Raw genomic sequence first — 18781 nt, 5'->3', positions numbered from 1 at the left:
TAAGCTATATAACCACCCAAAAATATCTACCACCCCTATATATAGTCTATTTTAATAAAATTTAATTATTAGTTTCATAATTATTATTTATATTTAATTTTTTGTTATTTTCTTCTTGTTTTTGTTTTTTAATATTTTCGTTTTGTATATTTTTAAATATTTCTTCTGTTATACCATCTAAATTATTTCATTGTTTTGCTATTCTTGGTTGAATAACGCGCGGATTAATCCGACAATCTAAACAATGTCTTAAATGGTCTTTTTTTCATTTTGATTTATCAATTCCAATAATAATTAAAGAAATAATTAAAGTAATCAAAGGTAAAGTTGTAAATAATAATCCCATTTTAGAAACTTTTAATCGTGGAATATCAATTTTCATATCTACTTTGGGTTTACTACTAGCAACAAATATACCTTGAATTCCATGGGTAAATAAAGGTGTTAATAAAATGGCAATCCCATTGCCTCAATATTGACCATAATTATATCAATCAATTTTTCCTTTAATTGCATCAATCATTCCATATTCCAATCAACAATTTAATGCTAAAAATATTAAAGTATAAAAACTAACTACTCAACTCCTAATTTTATATTTTCTTTCTCATTCTCTAATATCTTTATGGGTTCAATTATAAGTTGGAATAGGGTCTTTTTTAAATCAATTTCAAGGTAATGCACCCTTTAATCAAGTTGTTTTATCTTGCTTCATTAATTAAACCCCTTTCTAACTTACTTTTTTTCTTTCAATGTGTAAATCAGAAAGTGTTCCATCTGTCCCACCAGTACGTATAGCAATAATTCCATCACCTTCTAATTCTACACGATGAGAAAAAACGTTTCCTAATTCAAATGAACCAACAGTTATTTTTCCCTCAAAATTTTTGTATGTTGATAAATAATAATGATTTTGATTACTTGTTTTAATTCAAATATTGTATTTATAATTTTCTTTGTTTCAATTTTGTATTTCATAATCAAACCTTGTATTATCTAAATCACTGGTATCAACAATTTCTCAATCTGAAATATTTGTTTTTCAAACACCATTTTCATAATAAATGCTATCATTATCAAACGGAACAACAAGTTTAATATATTCATTATAATCAATTTTACTATAATCGATAATTGTTGGATGAGTAATATTAATAGTGTTATCAGTTTGAACGCGTTCTTTTAAATAAAATAATAAACTGTCATAAAATGTTTTTTTCGTAATATATTTATATTCTTCTTCTCAAGGATGAGCATAATTCCCTAAATGATAATTATATGGTCTCGTAACTGTTTTACTAGATATAATATCAATTATTTCACCAGCTAATTTTAAAGCATTTTTAACATCTCTAGTAATATTTTCATTTGCTTCAGGGTCATTAGTTTGTGAATAAGCAACTCCACCTTGTGAAAATGAAGCACTACCAGTTAAATCATTAACTCCTTTTGGCAAATATCAATTCATAACTGCTAATAAACAAGCAGATTGAATATAACTTAATCATTTATCATATTCAATTAAACCTGTATTATCTTTTTTTACTCATGGAAATAAATCTTTTTTATTAATCTTATCTGAAATTGTCCCACCTGATAATCTATCCATTCATAAACTAGTTTTTAAGATAGCATTATAAATTAAATTATCATTATAAGCAGATTGCTTACGATCATTAATAGGTTGTCAAAGTTTACTTTTTTTAACATCTTCAACTGTTATAAATAACAAATTATTTAAATTACTTTCCATATAATACACCCCTTAATTGATTTCGATATTTATTTCTTAAATTAGATATTTTATAACTATTAACTTTTCTTTGTACTTTTTTAATTTTTTTAATAGTTTGATTAGTTTTATAAAACATACTTTTAACTGGTGTTTTATATAAATTCTTAATATTTTTAACATCGCTTTTTCGCTCTCGATACCATTTTTTATTATTAATTTCACCAGCAAAATTGAAATTAAAGTGTCCAATCTTTAAATTATTAATAAACGTTTTAATTTGTTGTAATTTTTGAATATGTGGTAATGTTAATTTAATATTTCCTTTTGGGTATTTTTCTTTTAATTCTTTTGGTAATCTTTTTTTAATATAATCTCTTAAATGACTAGGTAATCATTTTCTTAATCAATAACGCCAAAATAAAGTTCCTGCATTAGACACAGCATTACTTAATAATTTTCAAATTTCAACTGGAACACTAGGATAAACATATGGACCATAAAACTTCGGGTGTTTTGCTGTTTTTGTATATATTAAAATAGTTAAATTACCTGTTAAAGTTAACTTATTTGTTATATTAAACATACCACTATTAAGCCAACTACTATTTAAAGGTTGTCAATTAGTGTTTAGATAATTTTCTTTTTTAAATTGTTCTCTATTTTTAATATTGTTATCTTTTTCTAATTTACTTAATATTTGTTGAATTTCTTTTTTATGACCTTTTTTAATTAAATTTAAATAAGTAAATGGATTTAATCATTGATAAATATCTTCAATTTTATTTGTAATCTTTTGAAAAGGATTAGCATAATATGAAGCAAACTTATTAACCTTATTAATTAAATTAACAAACTTATTTATTAAAGGTTTATTTCCTAAATTTTCTGTTAATAAAGTTAAAATTCGTAATATTAATAAATTCATTGTTTATTAAGAATTTTTAATTACTACTTCAATTGACTTTGTTTTACCAGTTGCTTTGTTTTTACCTTCAATTAAAACTTCAACAATTTTATCATTTGTAATATCAATTGGTCAGTCTTCACCTTTAGGATTAATAGAATAATCAAAATCATTTTCAGTTAAAGAACTATCTACAGTTTTAACTGCTTTTAAAACAACGTCTTTAAATTGTGGTTTTAATCATCCATCACTAACATCTTTGGGATCTGGTAAATTAATGATTGGTTTATCTAATTTATTTATTTTACTAATATCTATTTTAGCAACATCTGGTGTTAAAATTACATTAGATTTTGTTGTATTTATTGGTGTATAAATTTCATAATCAACCGGCACTCTAAATGTTTTATTTAAATTACTTTTAGCAGTATTTATTTCTTCTTGTGTTGGTTCTTTTTCTAAAATAATCTTACATGTTTTTGGATATAAAATTGTTGGTGTTGCATATTGTACTTTACCAATTCATTTAGGGTTAGCAGTATCATTATCTAAAACTTGTTGAATAGTATCCATATTAATTGGATATGCTCATACTTGTTTATTAATAAGTAAACCATTTATATTAGTAAAATTATAACCTTTATCTCGGTTAACTTGTCCTTTTGTATATGTTTTTTCTAAATGAAAACTTTTTGATACCGGAATACCCATTGCGGTATTTTCATATAATTCACCGTTAACCATTGCTTTTAATTGAGCTTGTGAACCAATTACTTTTAAATAAGCAGGTGTTAATCCTAAATAGGATCTTCGTCCTAAAACCATAAACATTTTATCGGTTGGTAAACCAAAATATAAATTACTAATTTGATTTGTTAATTCAATCAAAGTTTCATTTAATGTAAAGAATGCTTTATTTGCATCATCAGCATTATCTGCTGTATAACCACGAAATGGAATTACTTCATATTGACCATCTGCTAAACAATAATCATAAATCCCCTGAATTAATTCACATTCTAAATTAACAAATTTATTCTGTACAACACTAGCAATAGCATCAGCAATAATACCATTTTTAATATTTTGTTCTATCATTGCTAAATCAAATGCTTCATTCATTAATTTTAAATTAAATCTTTTATTAATAGGCACCGGAATTCTTGTTAATCCCATAGTTTGAGTTGCCCCACCATTTGGTAACGCATAATCATCTTGTCATACCACACGATGAGTTAAATTATATAACGCTTGTCCTGCATTAGGTAATCAAGCAACTTGTTCTGCTGTTGCAGTTGCATATTGCATAATACTTGCATGCTCATTCATTAATGGTCCTCTTAGCATAGCGTTAACCATATCAACATAGGCTTTTTGACCTGTTGTATTACCTTGTAATGTAAAATGTACTTGCGGCAAATTAATTGTTGCCATAATATTTCACTCCCTTATTATCTAAGGTTTTTAAGTGTATAATCAGTTAATTTCTTAATTTCTTCTGGAGTATATGCTCCTTTTTCTTTAATAGTTTCAATTTCATCATTTTTATTTTCAACCGAATTTTCAATCATATCTTTAATAAAATTAGTTGGTGAAACTGATGGTTGTTCTTGCACAAACAAATCAGGTTTTAATTCTTTTAAAGTTTGCATTTTTTCAGATAAAGAATTGCCACTAACTTTTTCTAAATTAGTTTTAATATCTTCAATTTTAGTAGATGGAACATCTTTAAAGGCTTTTAATTCATCTAATTCATTATATAATTTAATAAAGTCTTCTTTTGATATAACATCTTCGCGTTTTTGCACACTTTCTCTAATTTGTTTTGCTTCATTATTAAACTGATTTAAGATATTTTCTGCAATTTCTTCACTTAAACCTTGTTCGATTAATTGTTCTTTTGTAAGTGCCATTTTATAAACTCCTCTTTTTTTATCCTTGTCCGATTAACAAGTCAGCGTAACTCTTTTTTACGGAAAAAGATTAAACCTATGCCTTCATTATATACTATTATTTTACTAATACAATACTTTTTATACATAAAATACTAAACTTAATATATTTTATTACTATTTTAGGTCTTAAAACTCGTAATAATAGCTTTTTAACAAGATAAAAGTTTTTAAAATAATTACTAATTTTGCTTGTATATATATATATATATATATACTGGGAGTAGATCTTGATAAAAAGTTTCAAGATTAATAAAAGGAGAAAAACAAGTATGAAAAAATTACTTAGTTTATTAAGTGTGTTAACAATTGGAGGAAGTGCTGTACCAACAACAATTGCCGCTAGTCCTTATCAAAAAGAAGAAAAATTAAATAGTAAAATTAATTATTTAAAAAATAAAAGAAGTATTAATGACGATTTAAATATTGAGAAAATAGAAAAATTATTAGGTTATAATATTTACTTTGTAGTTTTTAATGAAAAAAATTATAATGAGCTTTACTTAGGATGTGTAAGTTTAGGGGCGTTTATTTATAATTTAAAGGAAAGTAAGTTAACAAAAATTGATGGAATACCAAACGCAAGTGTTTGATCAATTACTTTTAATAAAAATAATGACGTATATTTTGCTACACAACAAGGAGTTTATTTATTAAAATCAAATGAAAAAATTGCAACAAAAATAAACGGAACTGAAGGAGATGTTAGATGAATAACCATTGATAGCAATAATGTATGTCATTTTGCAATATGACAAAGAGGGTTATTTAAATGAGAAAATAATAATTTAACAAAATATAATAATATTAGTATAAATATTGTTGCATTAGCAATTGATAAAGATGATAATTTGTATTTTGGTTTGTGAGCTAACGAAAAAATATATGTTTTTAAGAAAGGAGAAACAAATCCTGTGGCTCTTGATATTCCTGCACAATATGTAGGATTTATCTGATTTAATGATAAAGATAACTGTGTTTATATTGGCGGTACAAATAATATTTATATATTAAAAGATTTCAAGATTATTAAACATATTATTTGTGATGGACATGTTATATCAATTTCAGTTGATTTAAATAATAAAATGTATTTTTCAATATGAGAAGAAGATGATAGAAAGGGTATTTTTGTATTTAATCAAGAAAAAAATAAAATAACAAAAATAGCAACACCCGCATCAAGATCAATAACTGTAGATAATAATGATAATATTTATTTTGGAACAACTCTTTTAAATTCAGGGGTTTATATATATAAAGATTTAAATAAAAATTTAAAATATATAATAAATAAAAAAGAAATTCAAATTAATCAACTTAAAACAGAATTAGAAGAATTAAAGTTAAAAAACGATAGTTTAATTAAAAATAATAAAAATGAAATAATTGATTTAAATTTACAAATAAAAGATTTAAAAAATCAATTAAATAGTAAAAATAAAGAATTATTTGATTTTAAACAAAATAAAATTAAGTTAGAACAAGAATTAGAAGAATTAAAGTTAAAAAACGATAGTTTAATTAAAAATAATAAAAATGAAATAATTGATTTAAATTTACAAATAAAAGATTTAAAAAATCAATTAAATAGTAAAAATAAAGAATTATTTGATTTTAAACAAAATAAAATTAAGTTAGAACAAGAATTAGAAGAATTAAAGTTAAAAAACGATAGTTTAATTAAAAATAATAAAAATGAAATAATTGATTTAAATTTACAAATAAAAGATTTAAAAAATCAATTAAATAGTAAAAATAAAGAATTATTTGATTTTAAACAAAATAAAATTAAGTTAGAACAAGAATTAGAAAATTTTAAAAAATCTAAAAAAGATATTCAAAATAAATTAAATGATCTTCTTAAAAATAAAACAAAATCAGAAAAAGACTTGGAAATTAAAAATATAAAACTTAATAAAGTTTTTGAAAAAACAGAAGATAATAAACAAAAAATAAACGAACTTACTATTATTAACGGAAAATATATTGACAAAGTTATTGAATATGCAAATAAAATAAAAAAATTAGAAGATCAAATTGAAAAATATAGTGATTTAAAAGAAATTTTGATAGAAAGTAAACAAAATTATATAAATTTAAAATCTGAAAATGAAAAATTAATTAATGAAACTAAAATTAAAATCAATGAAATTGAAAATGAAAATAAACAACTAGAAAAAGATAAACAAGTTTTAAAATCTGAAATTGATATCATTTTACAAGAAAAAGTAAAATTTGAAAATGAATTAAAACTTAAAACAGAAGAAATTAAAAAATTAGAAGATAATGCTAAATTATATTTATTAGATAAAAAAGAACTTGTAAATAAAATACTTGAAGAAAGATTTAATTTTTTAAACTCCTATGAAGAAAAAAATAATCAAATTAAAAAACAAGAACAAGAAAATGAAAATCTTAAAATTAAAATAAAAAGATTAGATTTTTTAAATACTATTACTATAGATTTAACTGCTGAAGAAAGATTTAATTAAATTAATAAACTGTAAAAGAAAAATATATTTTTGTTAAAAATGAAAAAGATATTAAGTTTTTTAGTAACAATCAGTTTAATGGGAACAAGTACAACAAGTTTAGTGGCTTGTGATAAATCGGATAATAATGGAAATAGTAAAAATAACGAACCAAAAGAACCTAAAATAAAACATGAAGAACCACCAGGAAATAGTAATTGAAAATTAATATTAAATTATTATTCTGAATTTTCAGATTTATCATTAAACAAAATCAATATTAATAATATGTGATATATTGCTAGTATAAAAAAAGATGATAATACTTATTATCTTAAAAAATTTAAAAATGATCATAAAAATATTACGGGCAATCATTGAAATAATGCGATTGCAATTAATCATGAATGATTTAATGTTCCAGCTTTTTATAAATGGAAATTAAAAACAGAACCAATTTGATTACCTAAAATTAATAAAAACACTGGTGAATTATTTTTTTGAACTAATTAATATTATCTAATTTTATTTTTTTATTTGATTATTTTATTTAATTTTGTAAAAAATAACTGATAAACTACAAAACCTTATTGAATAATAAGGTTTTGTAAAATACAATTTTATAGAACTTAAACTTTTTTATTAACAACAAATTTCAAAAAAAATAAAGGGAATGAAAGCTATTTAATTAAATAACTACATTCCTTTTAATTTTTTCAATCAATAATTTTACCTGTAATATTATTAATTTTAGGTAATCAAATTGGTTCTGTTTTTAATTTCCATTTATAAAAAGCTGGAACATTAAATCATTCATGATTAATTGCAATCGCATTATTTCAATGATTGCCCGTAATATTTTTATGATCATTTTTAAATTTTTTAAGATAATAAGTATTATCATCTTTTTTTATACTAGCAATATATCACATATTATTAATATTGATTTTGTTTAATGATAAATCTGAAAATTCAGAATAATAATTTAATATTAATTTTCAATTACTATTTCCTGGTGGTTCTTCAGTAGAGGGTGGCAGAACATACTGTGGATAATTAAATGTTGGTATTTCATAATCATGTGGTAATAAAAAACTAGTTTTATAATTAGTTGTCATGTCACGTAAATAATTATTTAATGTACTTTTTGTTTTACCACGAAAACTTCATACTGATAATCTTAAATAATCTTCTTCATTATTGGTATAAGGATTATCAGCATAAAAGATAATTTCAAAATTACCTTTATATAATGCTTGGATTGAAAACATATCAATTATATAACTACAATTTGTCCCATCAGGTGTTTGTAAGAATTCACAATCATTATCTTCTTCACCGTCACTAACTGGTGTTTGAGCATCTACTGCTGTTGTAAGTTCATTAATTAAATAAATTCGGTTAGTTTTTTGATTTAATTGTTTTAGATTATATGTTGAATAAACTATATTATTTGTTGGTTTACCACCCTTAGTTAAAACAGTACCTTGTATTTTATCAGTTAATAAAGTAGTAAATCCGAAGCTAGTGGCATTTGCTCCAAAAATAGCACCAACTTTATCATTGCCTTGTTCTCTAAATATTTCAAAAGGTAAATAACATTTACCTTTTGAGTTTTCAGACCAAAAAGCATCATTATAAAAACTATAAATATTAGCACTCATAAAGCCATTAAGTCATTGAAAATTAGGTCAAGTTTTTTCATCTTGATTAATAACTCAGCCCCAAGGAATACCAAACGAAATAAAGTTTAAGAATTTACCAACTCCGCCTGGTATCGTAAAAGGATTAAAAACTAACTTTTGAGTATAGTTTAAAGGTAATACTGTTATTTGGCGATTAATAAAATTATTCATATTTAAAATATCTCAAACATTACATGAACCCATTTTATTGTATTCAATTTGAACACTACCAACAGTATTACCAAATTCATCTTTTCTTCTAAAATATGATGATGCTTGGGTACTAATAATATTATTAACGTCACCACTATTTACTTTTATTTGACTTGGTGGCATTATTTTTCAATTTTTAGACCAATAAAATTTAGAGTCATTATTTTCTTCTTTAATTGTTTTTCCAACAGTAGGATTGGTAGCTGTCGAACTTTCTTGGTCAGTTATAACAATACCCTCACTATTTTTTTGCTTTCAAAAATCATATCTACTTTCCATATCTTTTTTTCAATTTTCATAACCGGTTATCATTGTTGGTTGAATCCCTTGAATGTTATATCAACTTACTTCTGGTGATGCATAAGTATTTACTTTATCAGGCGGACACGGATACATGTTATACATTAATAAATCTCGTGAATTCATTACTTTTGGATTAAATTGACCTTTAATAATTGGCCGGCCAATAACGGGCATATCAAAAAAGATCGGATTACCATAAAATTTAACTGCCATTGCTCTAACACCGGGGTCTTTTAATAACATATCATCTAATTCAACAATACCTTTATTTGTTTTCTCATCATAAGTTATTTTAGGAAAACAACAACCCTCGCCCGGGGCACTTGTTTGAATAAATTGTCGTACTGATAAACCACTATTACTAATTTTGTCATTAATACTTGAAAAGGTAATTTCTTGTCATAAAAAACTACCATCTCATGGTGAATAATAATTAATAACATTTGATGGATATAATCATTGTCTATCTTGGGGCGCAATATTTATATTACCACCACCAATATTTAATCCATGGTCATTAAAAACCGTATAAAAATTATAATAATCATTAATATTTAATTTACTTGCATCTTCATCTAAAATTAATAAAGTATATTGTCTTTCAGTTGATTGTTGGGTAAATACTTGTTCAAATTTAGCTTCTCCAAATTGAATTGAACTTCTATCATCAATCATATAAGCATCTCAATATTTACCAACCTTAACATCTTTTGTATAAAAATTATCGGCTTTATTATCATTATTAATAAAATAACTTAATTTATATTGCTTTAAGTATGCTAACATTCTATTAATATCATAAATGTTTTCACCATCAATTAATTTTCAATAAACATTATTATTTTCATCTTTTAATTTTATAGCGAAAGGTGTTTCATTATTTGCTCATATAGTTGAATTAATTGATTGTTTACTAAAATCATCAATTGTTAAGATATTAATTTCTTCACCTTTATGTTTTTGAACTATTTTTAAACTATCTTGTCATTGAGCAATCGTACTTTCCATATTATCAAATATTCTTGAATAACTACCATAATCACTAGGCTTTGCGTTATTAGGTTTTCAACCTGTTTCAGTATCAGGAATATATGAACTATAAACATTAAAAGGAAATACCATTCAATGTCTATTATCTTTTATATTTTCTCTTATATCTATTAAAGTATCGTGGGCTTGTCTTCTTAGTTCTTCGATAACCCCGGGGTTAATTCTACTCATTTTTTAATTCTCCTTTATTTCCGTTCTACCTTGTAAGGCGTTTTGATTATTACCAGTTTCATCATATTCTAGTAATTTATTATTATGTTCGATTTCTTTGGCTTGCATTTTATCTTGTCATGCTTCTACTTTCTCAAAATATTTTGTTGCTTCTAATTCATCAATATTGTCATATTCAGTTATAGCTCTTATTGGTTCCATTGTGCCATTATCTAATCTAGCAGTAATTAATTCATTTTGTCGCATTTGGTCAACTAAACTAGCAATAATAAAATCAAAACCATAAGGCCGTTCACCAATACCATCTCATAAACCATAATATTTTAAAACAGTATCAAACATCTTAGTATAATATTGCTTACGATATGCTTGTAAATATGCTTGTTTTTCTAAGTCTTTTGTTTTAGTTAATAATGACTGTGTTTTATTCTGGTCATTATCTGATTTATCACCAAAAGGACTAGAAAAATGACATGCTAAATATACTTGCTCAATAATTGATTTTTGATCTTCGGTATATGTTTCTAATGTTGGTGCACCTTGTACTACTTGTAAAGATTGTGATGATGTCCCATCTGCTGCCGTTTGACCTGATTGAATAAAAATATCATCAAATACATCTTGTAATGCTTTTTTATTTCCCATATTGTAAGCATTCATTAAACCATCATCTAATACCCCATATCAGTGCGTACGATTAGCTCATCGTTCTTTTGATTTAATATTAAAACTATCTTCTAAATCAAATTGTAATTTATAACAATTTGCCATCGTAGGTCATGGATTTAATGTAGTTGAAGTTGATAAGAACAACGGATTAGGTTCATTAATCATTTCTCAAAAAGGTACTATACCTAATTTATTTTTAAATTCTTGAACTAAAATAGGTCTAACATCATCTTTAATTTGTGTTTTACTTTGTCCAACAACTACCTCGTTATTTTTTGGTCAACCTTTAATAACTATTTTATCTTTGGTACAAATTAAATTTAAAATAAAACCACTGTCTGATTGATGATAATTTAATCAAATATCAGCTCCTTGTTCAATTTCATTTATTTTACTTACACGAGATGTAAAGTTAAAAGGGTTAATTCATAAATCAATATTTCCATCACTAGTTTCTAATAAACCGAAAATAGTTTTACCCATTAAACTTGCTGTTAATTCATTTTTATCTAATTTCTCTTTTATTTTATAATTTTCATATCATCAATTTAATTTTTCTAAAATGTCTTTACGATGAGACTTAAATAAAATATCTTTACCGTTTATTAAGCGCATTTGATGACGAGCAATAATATTTGCTAAATTAATTGTTCAATCATAATTATAAAATTTTAAAACACTATTAATATCATTTAAGTTTGGTAAACTAGGGAAAGTATTATTCATGGTTATTTTGCTCCTTTAATTTTAAGATAAGTGCATAATTAATAATATTTACTGTTAATAAATTTGGCTCATTTGCTAAAACTTGAACACATACTTTAACTTTTTGATATTTTTTAATATATTCGTTATATAAATTTAATTTACATATTGCGATATTATCTTTTTTTAATTCTTGACAAAGTCTTTTTTTAACTTGTCCACAAACAGACATATAAGGTCTTTTTGCATTTATTACACGTTCATAATGGATTACATAAATATCTTTTTTCATTAAGTTATTCACTCCCTTTGTTGTCATAATTTATAATCTGCTGAATTATTATGTTTAACCATTGGTATTAATTCAAAATGTAAAGCATAAAAATCACTATCAAATGTATCATCATATAAGTCTAACATTCGTTCTTCTCTGGCATCTGGTTTATCTTCTCATTGAATTAATTCATATTGGGTTTTACTTACAGGACATTTTTCTCATAATCATTTTAATTGGTTTGTATTTATTAACATTGTAAATGCTTCAATCCGATGTCTTATTTTAAATTTCTGTTTTTGTGCTGGTTTAAATGTCATATATTGCCCAAAAGTATAATTATATTTTTCTCTATTTAAACTTTGTAATGTTGAATATGCACTATCATCAACATTTATTGATATACCTTGTTGTATTAAATTAAAATATTGATTTAATTGATTGTTATAAAACTCTAAAATATCTTTTACTTGTTCTAATTCTGTTTTAAATTGCTGTGTAGCATTTGAATGCGTATACTCAGAAGCTTTATAAGCTTTTTTATCAAATGAATTATATAGTCAAAAACTAGCGGCAGTAGTATGTCCCTTAGGACTGGTCGCGTTAGCAATATCAACACCACCTAATAATTTCGTTGGTTGAATAATATCTGTTGCTTGCATAATATCAATATATCTTGCAAAAATTGAACCACTAGTATTACCGGGCAATCCTCAACTCCATACTCTTGCTCTTTCAATATCTAATTGTTCTAATCTTAATTGTTCATTAACTTTATCTTGTGGTAATTTATAATTAAGTCTTCAACTAGAATAATGAATAATAATTTTCATATTTCATTTTTCAATATATTTAATTTGTTCATATTTACTACGCATTATTTCTTCATTAAAAGATAATAATTCATTACAATAACCAACAATATATCTTTTTAAACTTTCAGGATTACACGTATTAATTGTTATTTTATTTTGATAACCACGAATAGCAAACTCTAAATCACTTAAATCTTTTTGTTGAAATTGGTCACATTCTTCTCTTCAATCAATTACTAATTTATACTTATTCAAATCAGCAAAGGCTTTTAATTTTTCTTTTCGACTTGGTGAATGTAAACCTTTACAATATATTTTGCTACCATTTGATAAAGTAAAAGTAAAATTTGATAAATTAATACTATAAGGTATATTATTTTCATCTAACATATTTCATATATTTTGAAATACACTATCTTTTAAATCTTTACTCCAATACATACTAGCAATTATACAAATTGGTTCTTTAATTAATAAACTAATTTTTAATAATTCACCAAACATTTTAATATTTGATATAGTCTTACCACTATATCGTGTCCCAATTTGATTAATTTCATTAACTAATTCATATTTCTTAACAAATGGATATTTATTACCAATATTACTATTTTGTAATAACCAATAAGGAGTTTCTAATAAATAAGTAAAATGATTAAGCATTATTTTCAGTTTCTTTTTTAATATCTCTAATATCCGTTTGTAAATTAACAATTATTGGTTGTTGATTATTTAAGTTTAATTCTTTTTCAAGTTCTTTTTCTTGTAGTGAATATTTATAATTAAATGCACGCTGTCAATATAACCTAGTACCTTCTGGCGTTTTAACCATTTGTTTAATAAGTTCACTTTCTATTTTATCAACTTGTTTTTCAAGTAAAGGAACTATCTTCTCGCTCGCGTAACTATCATATCTTCACTTGCGAGAAAGATTTAATTTATTGGTTAAATCATTTAAAGTATAGGGGATATTAGGTGATTTATCACGTCAAAACTGCTCTATTTTACGATAAAATGTTCGTAAACTTACTGTTTTTGGATTAAATTCTTTCATTTTTACTCCTTTTTCCATACTAAAATTGCTATTATTTAATAAATATGATTAAATAAAAGAGTAAACTATATCTGAAAATATAACAAAGAACCATCGCGGTTCTTTTTTTATCATTTATATTTTACATCAAAATAAAAAAAAGTAAACTTAATTACCGCAATGTTTCTCCTAATTTTATATATTAATAATAATCTAGAAAAATTTTTATTTATATATCTCAGTTAAAAGAAACATTGCAGTAAACTTAATTACTTTATTTTTTATAAACAGCTTTAAGAGACAGAATTTACTTACTGTTTATCACTTAGATTATATACTTATAAAAATAATTGTCAATAATTTTTAATTTAATGTTATAAATATTTTAAAAAGAATTGGAGACAGAAAAATGCAAAAATATACACATGTAAAATTTGATGAACGAAATTTATTTAAAGATTTATTATTTTCTGATATTTGTAAAAAGAAAAATGATTCAATTAATTTATCAGAAATAGCACGGCAAATGAATCGTGGAATTAATACTGTTAAAAGAGAAATAAAGCGATTTAAAAAGGTAGAAGATTATATGCCAGTTGAAGCACAAAAAGATTATAAACAAAAGCGAAAAAGGTCTATTAAAAAACTACCTACATTTACAGAAGAGCAGCAAGAATTTTTAAATTTACGATTTAATATTTTTGGTGATTCGCCAGCGGAAATTATTCATCGATTTTTAATAAAGTTTGGTGTCAAATTTCCTTCCTGTCTTAAAACTTTTTATAAATGAATTTATTTAGGTCTTTTGGGTTTGTTAAAGAAAAATTTATTAAATGGTGGCAGAAAAAATATAACAAAGAAAAGACCTGATAATCGCGGAAAATTAGATGATAAATTCAAATCAATATGAGATATTGAAAATAAAAAATCTAATGTTGGTTTTTTTGAAATGGATACCGTAGTTGGAAAAGACCATCAATCTAGTTGTTTGGTATTAGTTGAACAAAATAGTAAAAATTATTTTGCAATTAAATTAGGAGAACATACTGCTAATGAGGTTTTAGAAAAACTTGAAGAATTAGTTAAAATTAATGGTTTGGTTGGAAAAATTAAAGGAATAATAACTGATAGAGGAAAAGAATTTAGTAAGTTTGAAGAAATAGAAAATATTACTGGTTCTAATATTTATTTTTGTGATCCGGGTTCACCAAAACAAAAACCATTAATTGAAAGAATGAACCGTGAATTTAGAAAACGGTATATTAAGGGAACGGATTTTAATAATGTTACTCAACAAGAAATAGATTGAGTAGTTAATGTTATGAATGAAAAATTAAGGCCTTGTTTGAATTGAAGAACATCTAAAGAAGTATTTTTAAATAATTTTAGATAATTTTATTTTAAAAATTTAATAAATTATTTTTCAGTGTGCTTAAATATGCTTAAAATAGACTAAAATTACAAATATTTTATTTTTTTTAAAAAAATAGTTGCATTTATTTTAAATGATGTTATTATCATACTAACAAGAGACAGAATTTGCTGCTTGAATTTACATAATACATTATTAAAAAAATTAAAGATTGTCTCCGTGGTCCACGATATTATAAACGTTATTTATTTAATAAAATTAGAAAAGCAATTCTAAAATTAAACTGAAACAAGGTTACAAAATACCTTGAATGAGCTTATCAGCTTGTTAAAACCGAAGAAGCGAAAGGAAAGTTACAAGAAATATCTAATTATTTAAGAACATACTATGGAGCAATTCAAAAATGAGAATATCAAGAAAATATTGGTTGTCGCATTGAAAGTTATATTGCTCGAATTATTAAAGTAATGTTTCGTTCAAAACCAAAAATATTTAATGAAAAAACGATTTACAAAGTAATGTTATTAAAACAATTGACAGCTAATGGGATTAATCCCTTTCAAGAACTAACAGAAATTAAAAATCTTCAAATAAAAAATGAACAAATTACTTGAAGATTAATATTTAAAAAGATGAATAATCCAGAAGTTAAACAATATAACTTACCAATATTCACCGCTTCTACATTATCAAATACTAAAACTCTTTTAAAGAAAACAGTTTATAATTATTATTAGAACTTAATGCTGAAAACTTTTCGTCATCATTTTACACGCTACCAAGTATATTTGGGACATTTTATTGAATATTTTGTTTTAATTTTGTAGAAAAATCTTGATATTTATAAAATATATCTAAAATTAGGTATATTTTTAATATAAAGAGAGTTAAATAATTGATGGAAAAAATACTTGCAGAATTAATAAATAGTTTAACAAATGATCAATTTTTAGAATTTTATGAAAAAGTTAAAAAATAAGCAGAATTAATCAAAAAACAAAAACGCTTAAATGAAATTGATCAAAAATTTAGAGATAAAGGTATTAAATGCCCTAATTGCAAATCTTATCATTGTTTTAAAAATGGCCATAATCCCGAAGGAAAACAAAAATATTTATGCAAAAAATGTCGGGCTAGTTTTGATGCTTTTCGTCATCATTTTACTTATTGAAGTCATTTAAATTATGAACAATGAAATTTATTAATTCAAATTTCATTGTTAGGACAATCTAGTAAAGTAATTTCCCGTTTTATTAAAACAACACCCAAAACAGCTTGATATAATCGCCAAAAATTAATGCAATCAAAACAATTAGAAAATACTCAATTAAAATTTAAAAAATTAAATGGCCAAATACAAATCGATGAAACATTTATTAAAGAAATCCATAAAGGTAATTTTAAAGATAAATTTGATAAACGAAAAACTCATCTTGATCCATTTTCCACTAACACTAAATGTTGTATTCAAATGGCGGTTGATACTAATAATAATATTTTTGTTCAATCCACTAATACCAAACGATTACAAAAACAGTGAATTATTAAAAATATGAATACAAAATTAATTAACAAAAATTCCATTATTATTTCTGATATGCAACCATTATATTTATTAGTAGCAAAACAAACAAGTTCGACTTTATATGCCACTAAAACTAGAACAAATCCTGATGCCAGTTATCGAAAATTAAATAAAATTAGTAAATTACAAGCAAGCCTTAAAGAAGCCTTGGTTCATTATCGTGGTTTAGGTTTTACTAACATTCAAAATTATTTAAATCTCTGAAAATGAAAATACCAACACAAAGGTTTAACACCAAACCAACAAGCAACGGTATTATATTTTAACATCTAAAAAAGTTAAAGAACAATAATAATCTTCCATCAAATTCGTTTTCAAATTGTCATATTGATGATTTTTTCTATTTTATCAAGAGTTTTCTACAAAATTAAAAGAATATAATACTATATTCTTTTAAAATCCTTTAACCATATGACGGAAAAAGTTTAATATCTTAATAATAATAAATATGGATTGGCAACCCTTTTTAGGACACTTTTTATATGGACTGTTGTTTTCTAAATTCAACAGGTGTTAAATAATTTAAACGACCATGAATTCTAATATTGTTATATCAATGCACAAAATCAAATAATTTATATTTTAATTGTGTTAATTGGGTTAAATTTATAAATTTTTGTCCCTTGATAAATTCTGTTTTAAAACTTTTATAAGTTGTTTCAGCCACAGCATTATCATAAGGACAGCCTTTATTGCTTAATGATCGTTTGATGTTAAAGGTATTTAAGATATTATCAATGATTTTATTTTTAAATTCATTACCCCGGTCAGTATGAAATAACGTAATTTGATTTAATGGTCTTGTAATTGAATAAAAGGCTTTTTGTTCTAGTTGGGCTGTTTTGTTTGTCCCGGCACTATAGCCAATTATTTCACGATTAAACAAGTCAATTAATAAACAAATATAATGTCATTTAGCACCAACTTGAACATATGTTAAATCACTAACAACAACTTTATTTGGTTGTTTATTATTAAATTCACGGTTTAAAACGTTGCTAATTTCGTTGTTATTAACCATTGACTTATGATTACGATATTTTAATTTGGTGTATTTAGATACTAACTGATTTTTAATCATAATTTGGCGAATTTTTCTTCGCGATAAGATAATATCTTTTCTGGTTAAAATAGCTTTAATTTTACGATCTCCATAAATTTTGCGACTAGCATTAAATGCGCTGATAACTTCTTGTTCATAATTATTAACATCAACCGTAGCGTATTTATTAATTTGATAGTAATATGTTGATTTTGCTATCTTTAATATTTGACCCATTTTTCGCACGGAATATTTTTCTTTATCATTGTTAATAATTTCTATTTTTTGCCGATTATCAGTGCCGCTTGCTTTAAAATGTCGTTTTCCATTCGTAATTGGATTAATTCTTTCCGCAAGGCAATCAGTTCATTTTCTTCAACAGTGCGGTTATCTTTTGTTTTAAAAGATCCAGAATTATTTAATTTTTCAATTCACTGATATACGGCTGATTTTGACATCCCATATTCCTTAAAAATTTCAAGAATGGTTTTACCATTTTGATAAAGTAAAACAATTTGTTTTTTAAATTCATCGGTGTATGAATTTCTTCCCATTTTTATATTCCTACTTTCTTCATAATTATATTTTATTTGAAAGTCCACATAAATATGGTCCAACTTATTGTAACCTATCCAGGTTTAACACCAAACCAACAAGCAACGGTATTATATTTTAACATCTAAAAAAGTTAAAGAACAATAATAATCTTCCATCAAATTCGTTTTCAAATTGTCATATTGATGATTTTTTTTATTTTATCAAGAGTTTTCGACAAAATTAAAGTTTTCTTTTCATATTT

Annotated in this window: 16 protein-coding genes and 1 pseudogene; 6 read left to right on the top strand and 11 right to left on the bottom strand. The window is 24.0% G+C overall.

Features of this window, described 5'->3' with window-relative positions; all coding sequences use genetic code 4:
- Positions 1 to 61: 61 nt before the first annotated feature.
- Genes ACQH23_RS00210 through ACQH23_RS00190 form a run of 5 tightly spaced genes read right to left on the bottom strand, consistent with a single transcriptional unit; the run spans position 62 to position 4552 of the window.
- Positions 62 to 715 carry a hypothetical protein gene (locus ACQH23_RS00210; RefSeq protein WP_425377674.1) on the bottom strand — a complete coding sequence of 218 codons (654 nt, stop codon included), beginning with the start codon at positions 713 to 715 and terminating at the stop codon, positions 62 to 64.
- A 15-nt stretch (positions 716 to 730) separates the two neighbouring features.
- Positions 731 to 1753, bottom strand: coding sequence for a hypothetical protein (locus tag ACQH23_RS00205; RefSeq protein ID WP_425377675.1), 1023 nt, complete (start codon positions 1751 to 1753; stop codon positions 731 to 733).
- On the bottom strand, positions 1743 to 2660 hold the full coding sequence (locus ACQH23_RS00200) for a hypothetical protein (RefSeq protein WP_425377676.1): 918 nt from the start codon (positions 2658 to 2660) through the stop codon (positions 1743 to 1745). The genes ACQH23_RS00205 and ACQH23_RS00200 overlap by 11 nt, the downstream gene beginning before the upstream one ends.
- Before the next feature lie 6 nt (positions 2661 to 2666).
- Positions 2667 to 4073: a hypothetical protein gene (locus tag ACQH23_RS00195; RefSeq protein WP_425377677.1), complete on the bottom strand. Its 1407-nt coding sequence runs from the start codon at positions 4071 to 4073 to the stop codon at positions 2667 to 2669.
- A gap of 17 nt (positions 4074 to 4090) precedes the next feature.
- Positions 4091 to 4552 (bottom strand): hypothetical protein, encoded by a 462-nt coding sequence (locus ACQH23_RS00190; RefSeq protein ID WP_425377678.1) that lies wholly within the window; start codon positions 4550 to 4552, stop codon positions 4091 to 4093.
- A gap of 311 nt (positions 4553 to 4863) precedes the next feature.
- Here ACQH23_RS00190 and ACQH23_RS00185 point away from each other — a divergent pair, with 311 nt between their 5' ends.
- Together ACQH23_RS00185 and ACQH23_RS00180 are read left to right on the top strand one after the other, a co-directional pair.
- A complete protein-coding gene (locus ACQH23_RS00185; RefSeq protein WP_425378483.1) occupies positions 4864 to 7086 on the top strand; it encodes a hypothetical protein in 2223 nt (740 codons plus the stop codon).
- A gap of 39 nt (positions 7087 to 7125) precedes the next feature.
- Entirely contained in the window at positions 7126 to 7578 is a 453-nt protein-coding gene (locus ACQH23_RS00180) for a hypothetical protein (RefSeq protein WP_425378482.1), read from the top strand.
- Between the two features lie 194 nt (positions 7579 to 7772).
- Here ACQH23_RS00180 and ACQH23_RS00175 read toward each other — a convergent pair whose 3' ends face one another.
- Genes ACQH23_RS00175 through ACQH23_RS00155 form a run of 5 tightly spaced genes read right to left on the bottom strand, consistent with a single transcriptional unit; the run spans position 7773 to position 14004 of the window.
- Entirely contained in the window at positions 7773 to 10487 is a 2715-nt protein-coding gene (locus tag ACQH23_RS00175; RefSeq protein ID WP_425378481.1) for a hypothetical protein, read from the bottom strand.
- A gap of 3 nt (positions 10488 to 10490) precedes the next feature.
- Positions 10491 to 11882: a hypothetical protein gene (locus ACQH23_RS00170; protein ID WP_425378480.1), complete on the bottom strand. Its 1392-nt coding sequence runs from the start codon at positions 11880 to 11882 to the stop codon at positions 10491 to 10493.
- Positions 11875 to 12153, bottom strand: a complete 279-nt coding sequence (locus tag ACQH23_RS00165) for a hypothetical protein (RefSeq protein ID WP_425378479.1) — start codon at positions 12151 to 12153, stop codon at positions 11875 to 11877. Before ACQH23_RS00165 ends, ACQH23_RS00170 begins: the two co-directional genes overlap by 8 nt.
- Positions 12153 to 13613 (bottom strand): PBSX family phage terminase large subunit, encoded by a 1461-nt coding sequence (locus tag ACQH23_RS00160; protein ID WP_425378478.1) that lies wholly within the window; start codon positions 13611 to 13613, stop codon positions 12153 to 12155. Before ACQH23_RS00160 ends, ACQH23_RS00165 begins: the two co-directional genes overlap by 1 nt.
- Positions 13606 to 14004, bottom strand: coding sequence for a hypothetical protein (locus ACQH23_RS00155; protein ID WP_425378309.1), 399 nt, complete (start codon positions 14002 to 14004; stop codon positions 13606 to 13608). Before ACQH23_RS00155 ends, ACQH23_RS00160 begins: the two co-directional genes overlap by 8 nt.
- Before the next feature lie 388 nt (positions 14005 to 14392).
- On the opposite strand from ACQH23_RS00155, the gene ACQH23_RS00150 reads away from it, so the two are divergent.
- The 4 genes and pseudogenes from ACQH23_RS00150 (at position 14393) to ACQH23_RS00135 (ending at position 17213) form a co-directional block, all read left to right on the top strand.
- Positions 14393 to 15376 (top strand): IS30 family transposase, encoded by a 984-nt coding sequence (locus ACQH23_RS00150; protein WP_425378308.1) that lies wholly within the window; start codon positions 14393 to 14395, stop codon positions 15374 to 15376.
- Positions 15377 to 15822: 446 nt separating this feature from the next.
- Positions 15823 to 16092 carry a hypothetical protein gene (locus tag ACQH23_RS00145; RefSeq protein WP_425378477.1) on the top strand — a complete coding sequence of 90 codons (270 nt, stop codon included), beginning with the start codon at positions 15823 to 15825 and terminating at the stop codon, positions 16090 to 16092.
- A 248-nt stretch (positions 16093 to 16340) separates the two neighbouring features.
- Positions 16341 to 16454, top strand: a pseudogene (locus ACQH23_RS00140) (hypothetical protein); the annotation flags it as partial.
- A gap of 117 nt (positions 16455 to 16571) precedes the next feature.
- Positions 16572 to 17213: a transposase gene (locus ACQH23_RS00135; RefSeq protein WP_425378476.1), complete on the top strand. Its 642-nt coding sequence runs from the start codon at positions 16572 to 16574 to the stop codon at positions 17211 to 17213.
- Positions 17214 to 17418: 205 nt separating this feature from the next.
- Here ACQH23_RS00135 and ACQH23_RS00130 read toward each other — a convergent pair.
- A protein-coding gene (locus tag ACQH23_RS00130) for an IS3 family transposase (protein ID WP_425378475.1) occupies positions 17419 to 18536 on the bottom strand; the annotation gives its coding sequence in 2 pieces (ribosomal slippage) (positions 17419 to 18296 and positions 18296 to 18536; 1119 coding nt in all).
- Positions 18537 to 18781: the final 245 nt, after the last annotated feature.

It is taken from the genome of Spiroplasma endosymbiont of Polydrusus pterygomalis, from assembly GCF_964030635.1.
GTDB lineage: Bacteria > Bacillota_I > Bacilli_A > Mycoplasmatales > Mycoplasmataceae > Spiroplasma.
The sequence above is the reverse complement of the archived record's forward strand: the minus strand, read 5'-3'. Positions and strand labels throughout refer to the sequence as shown.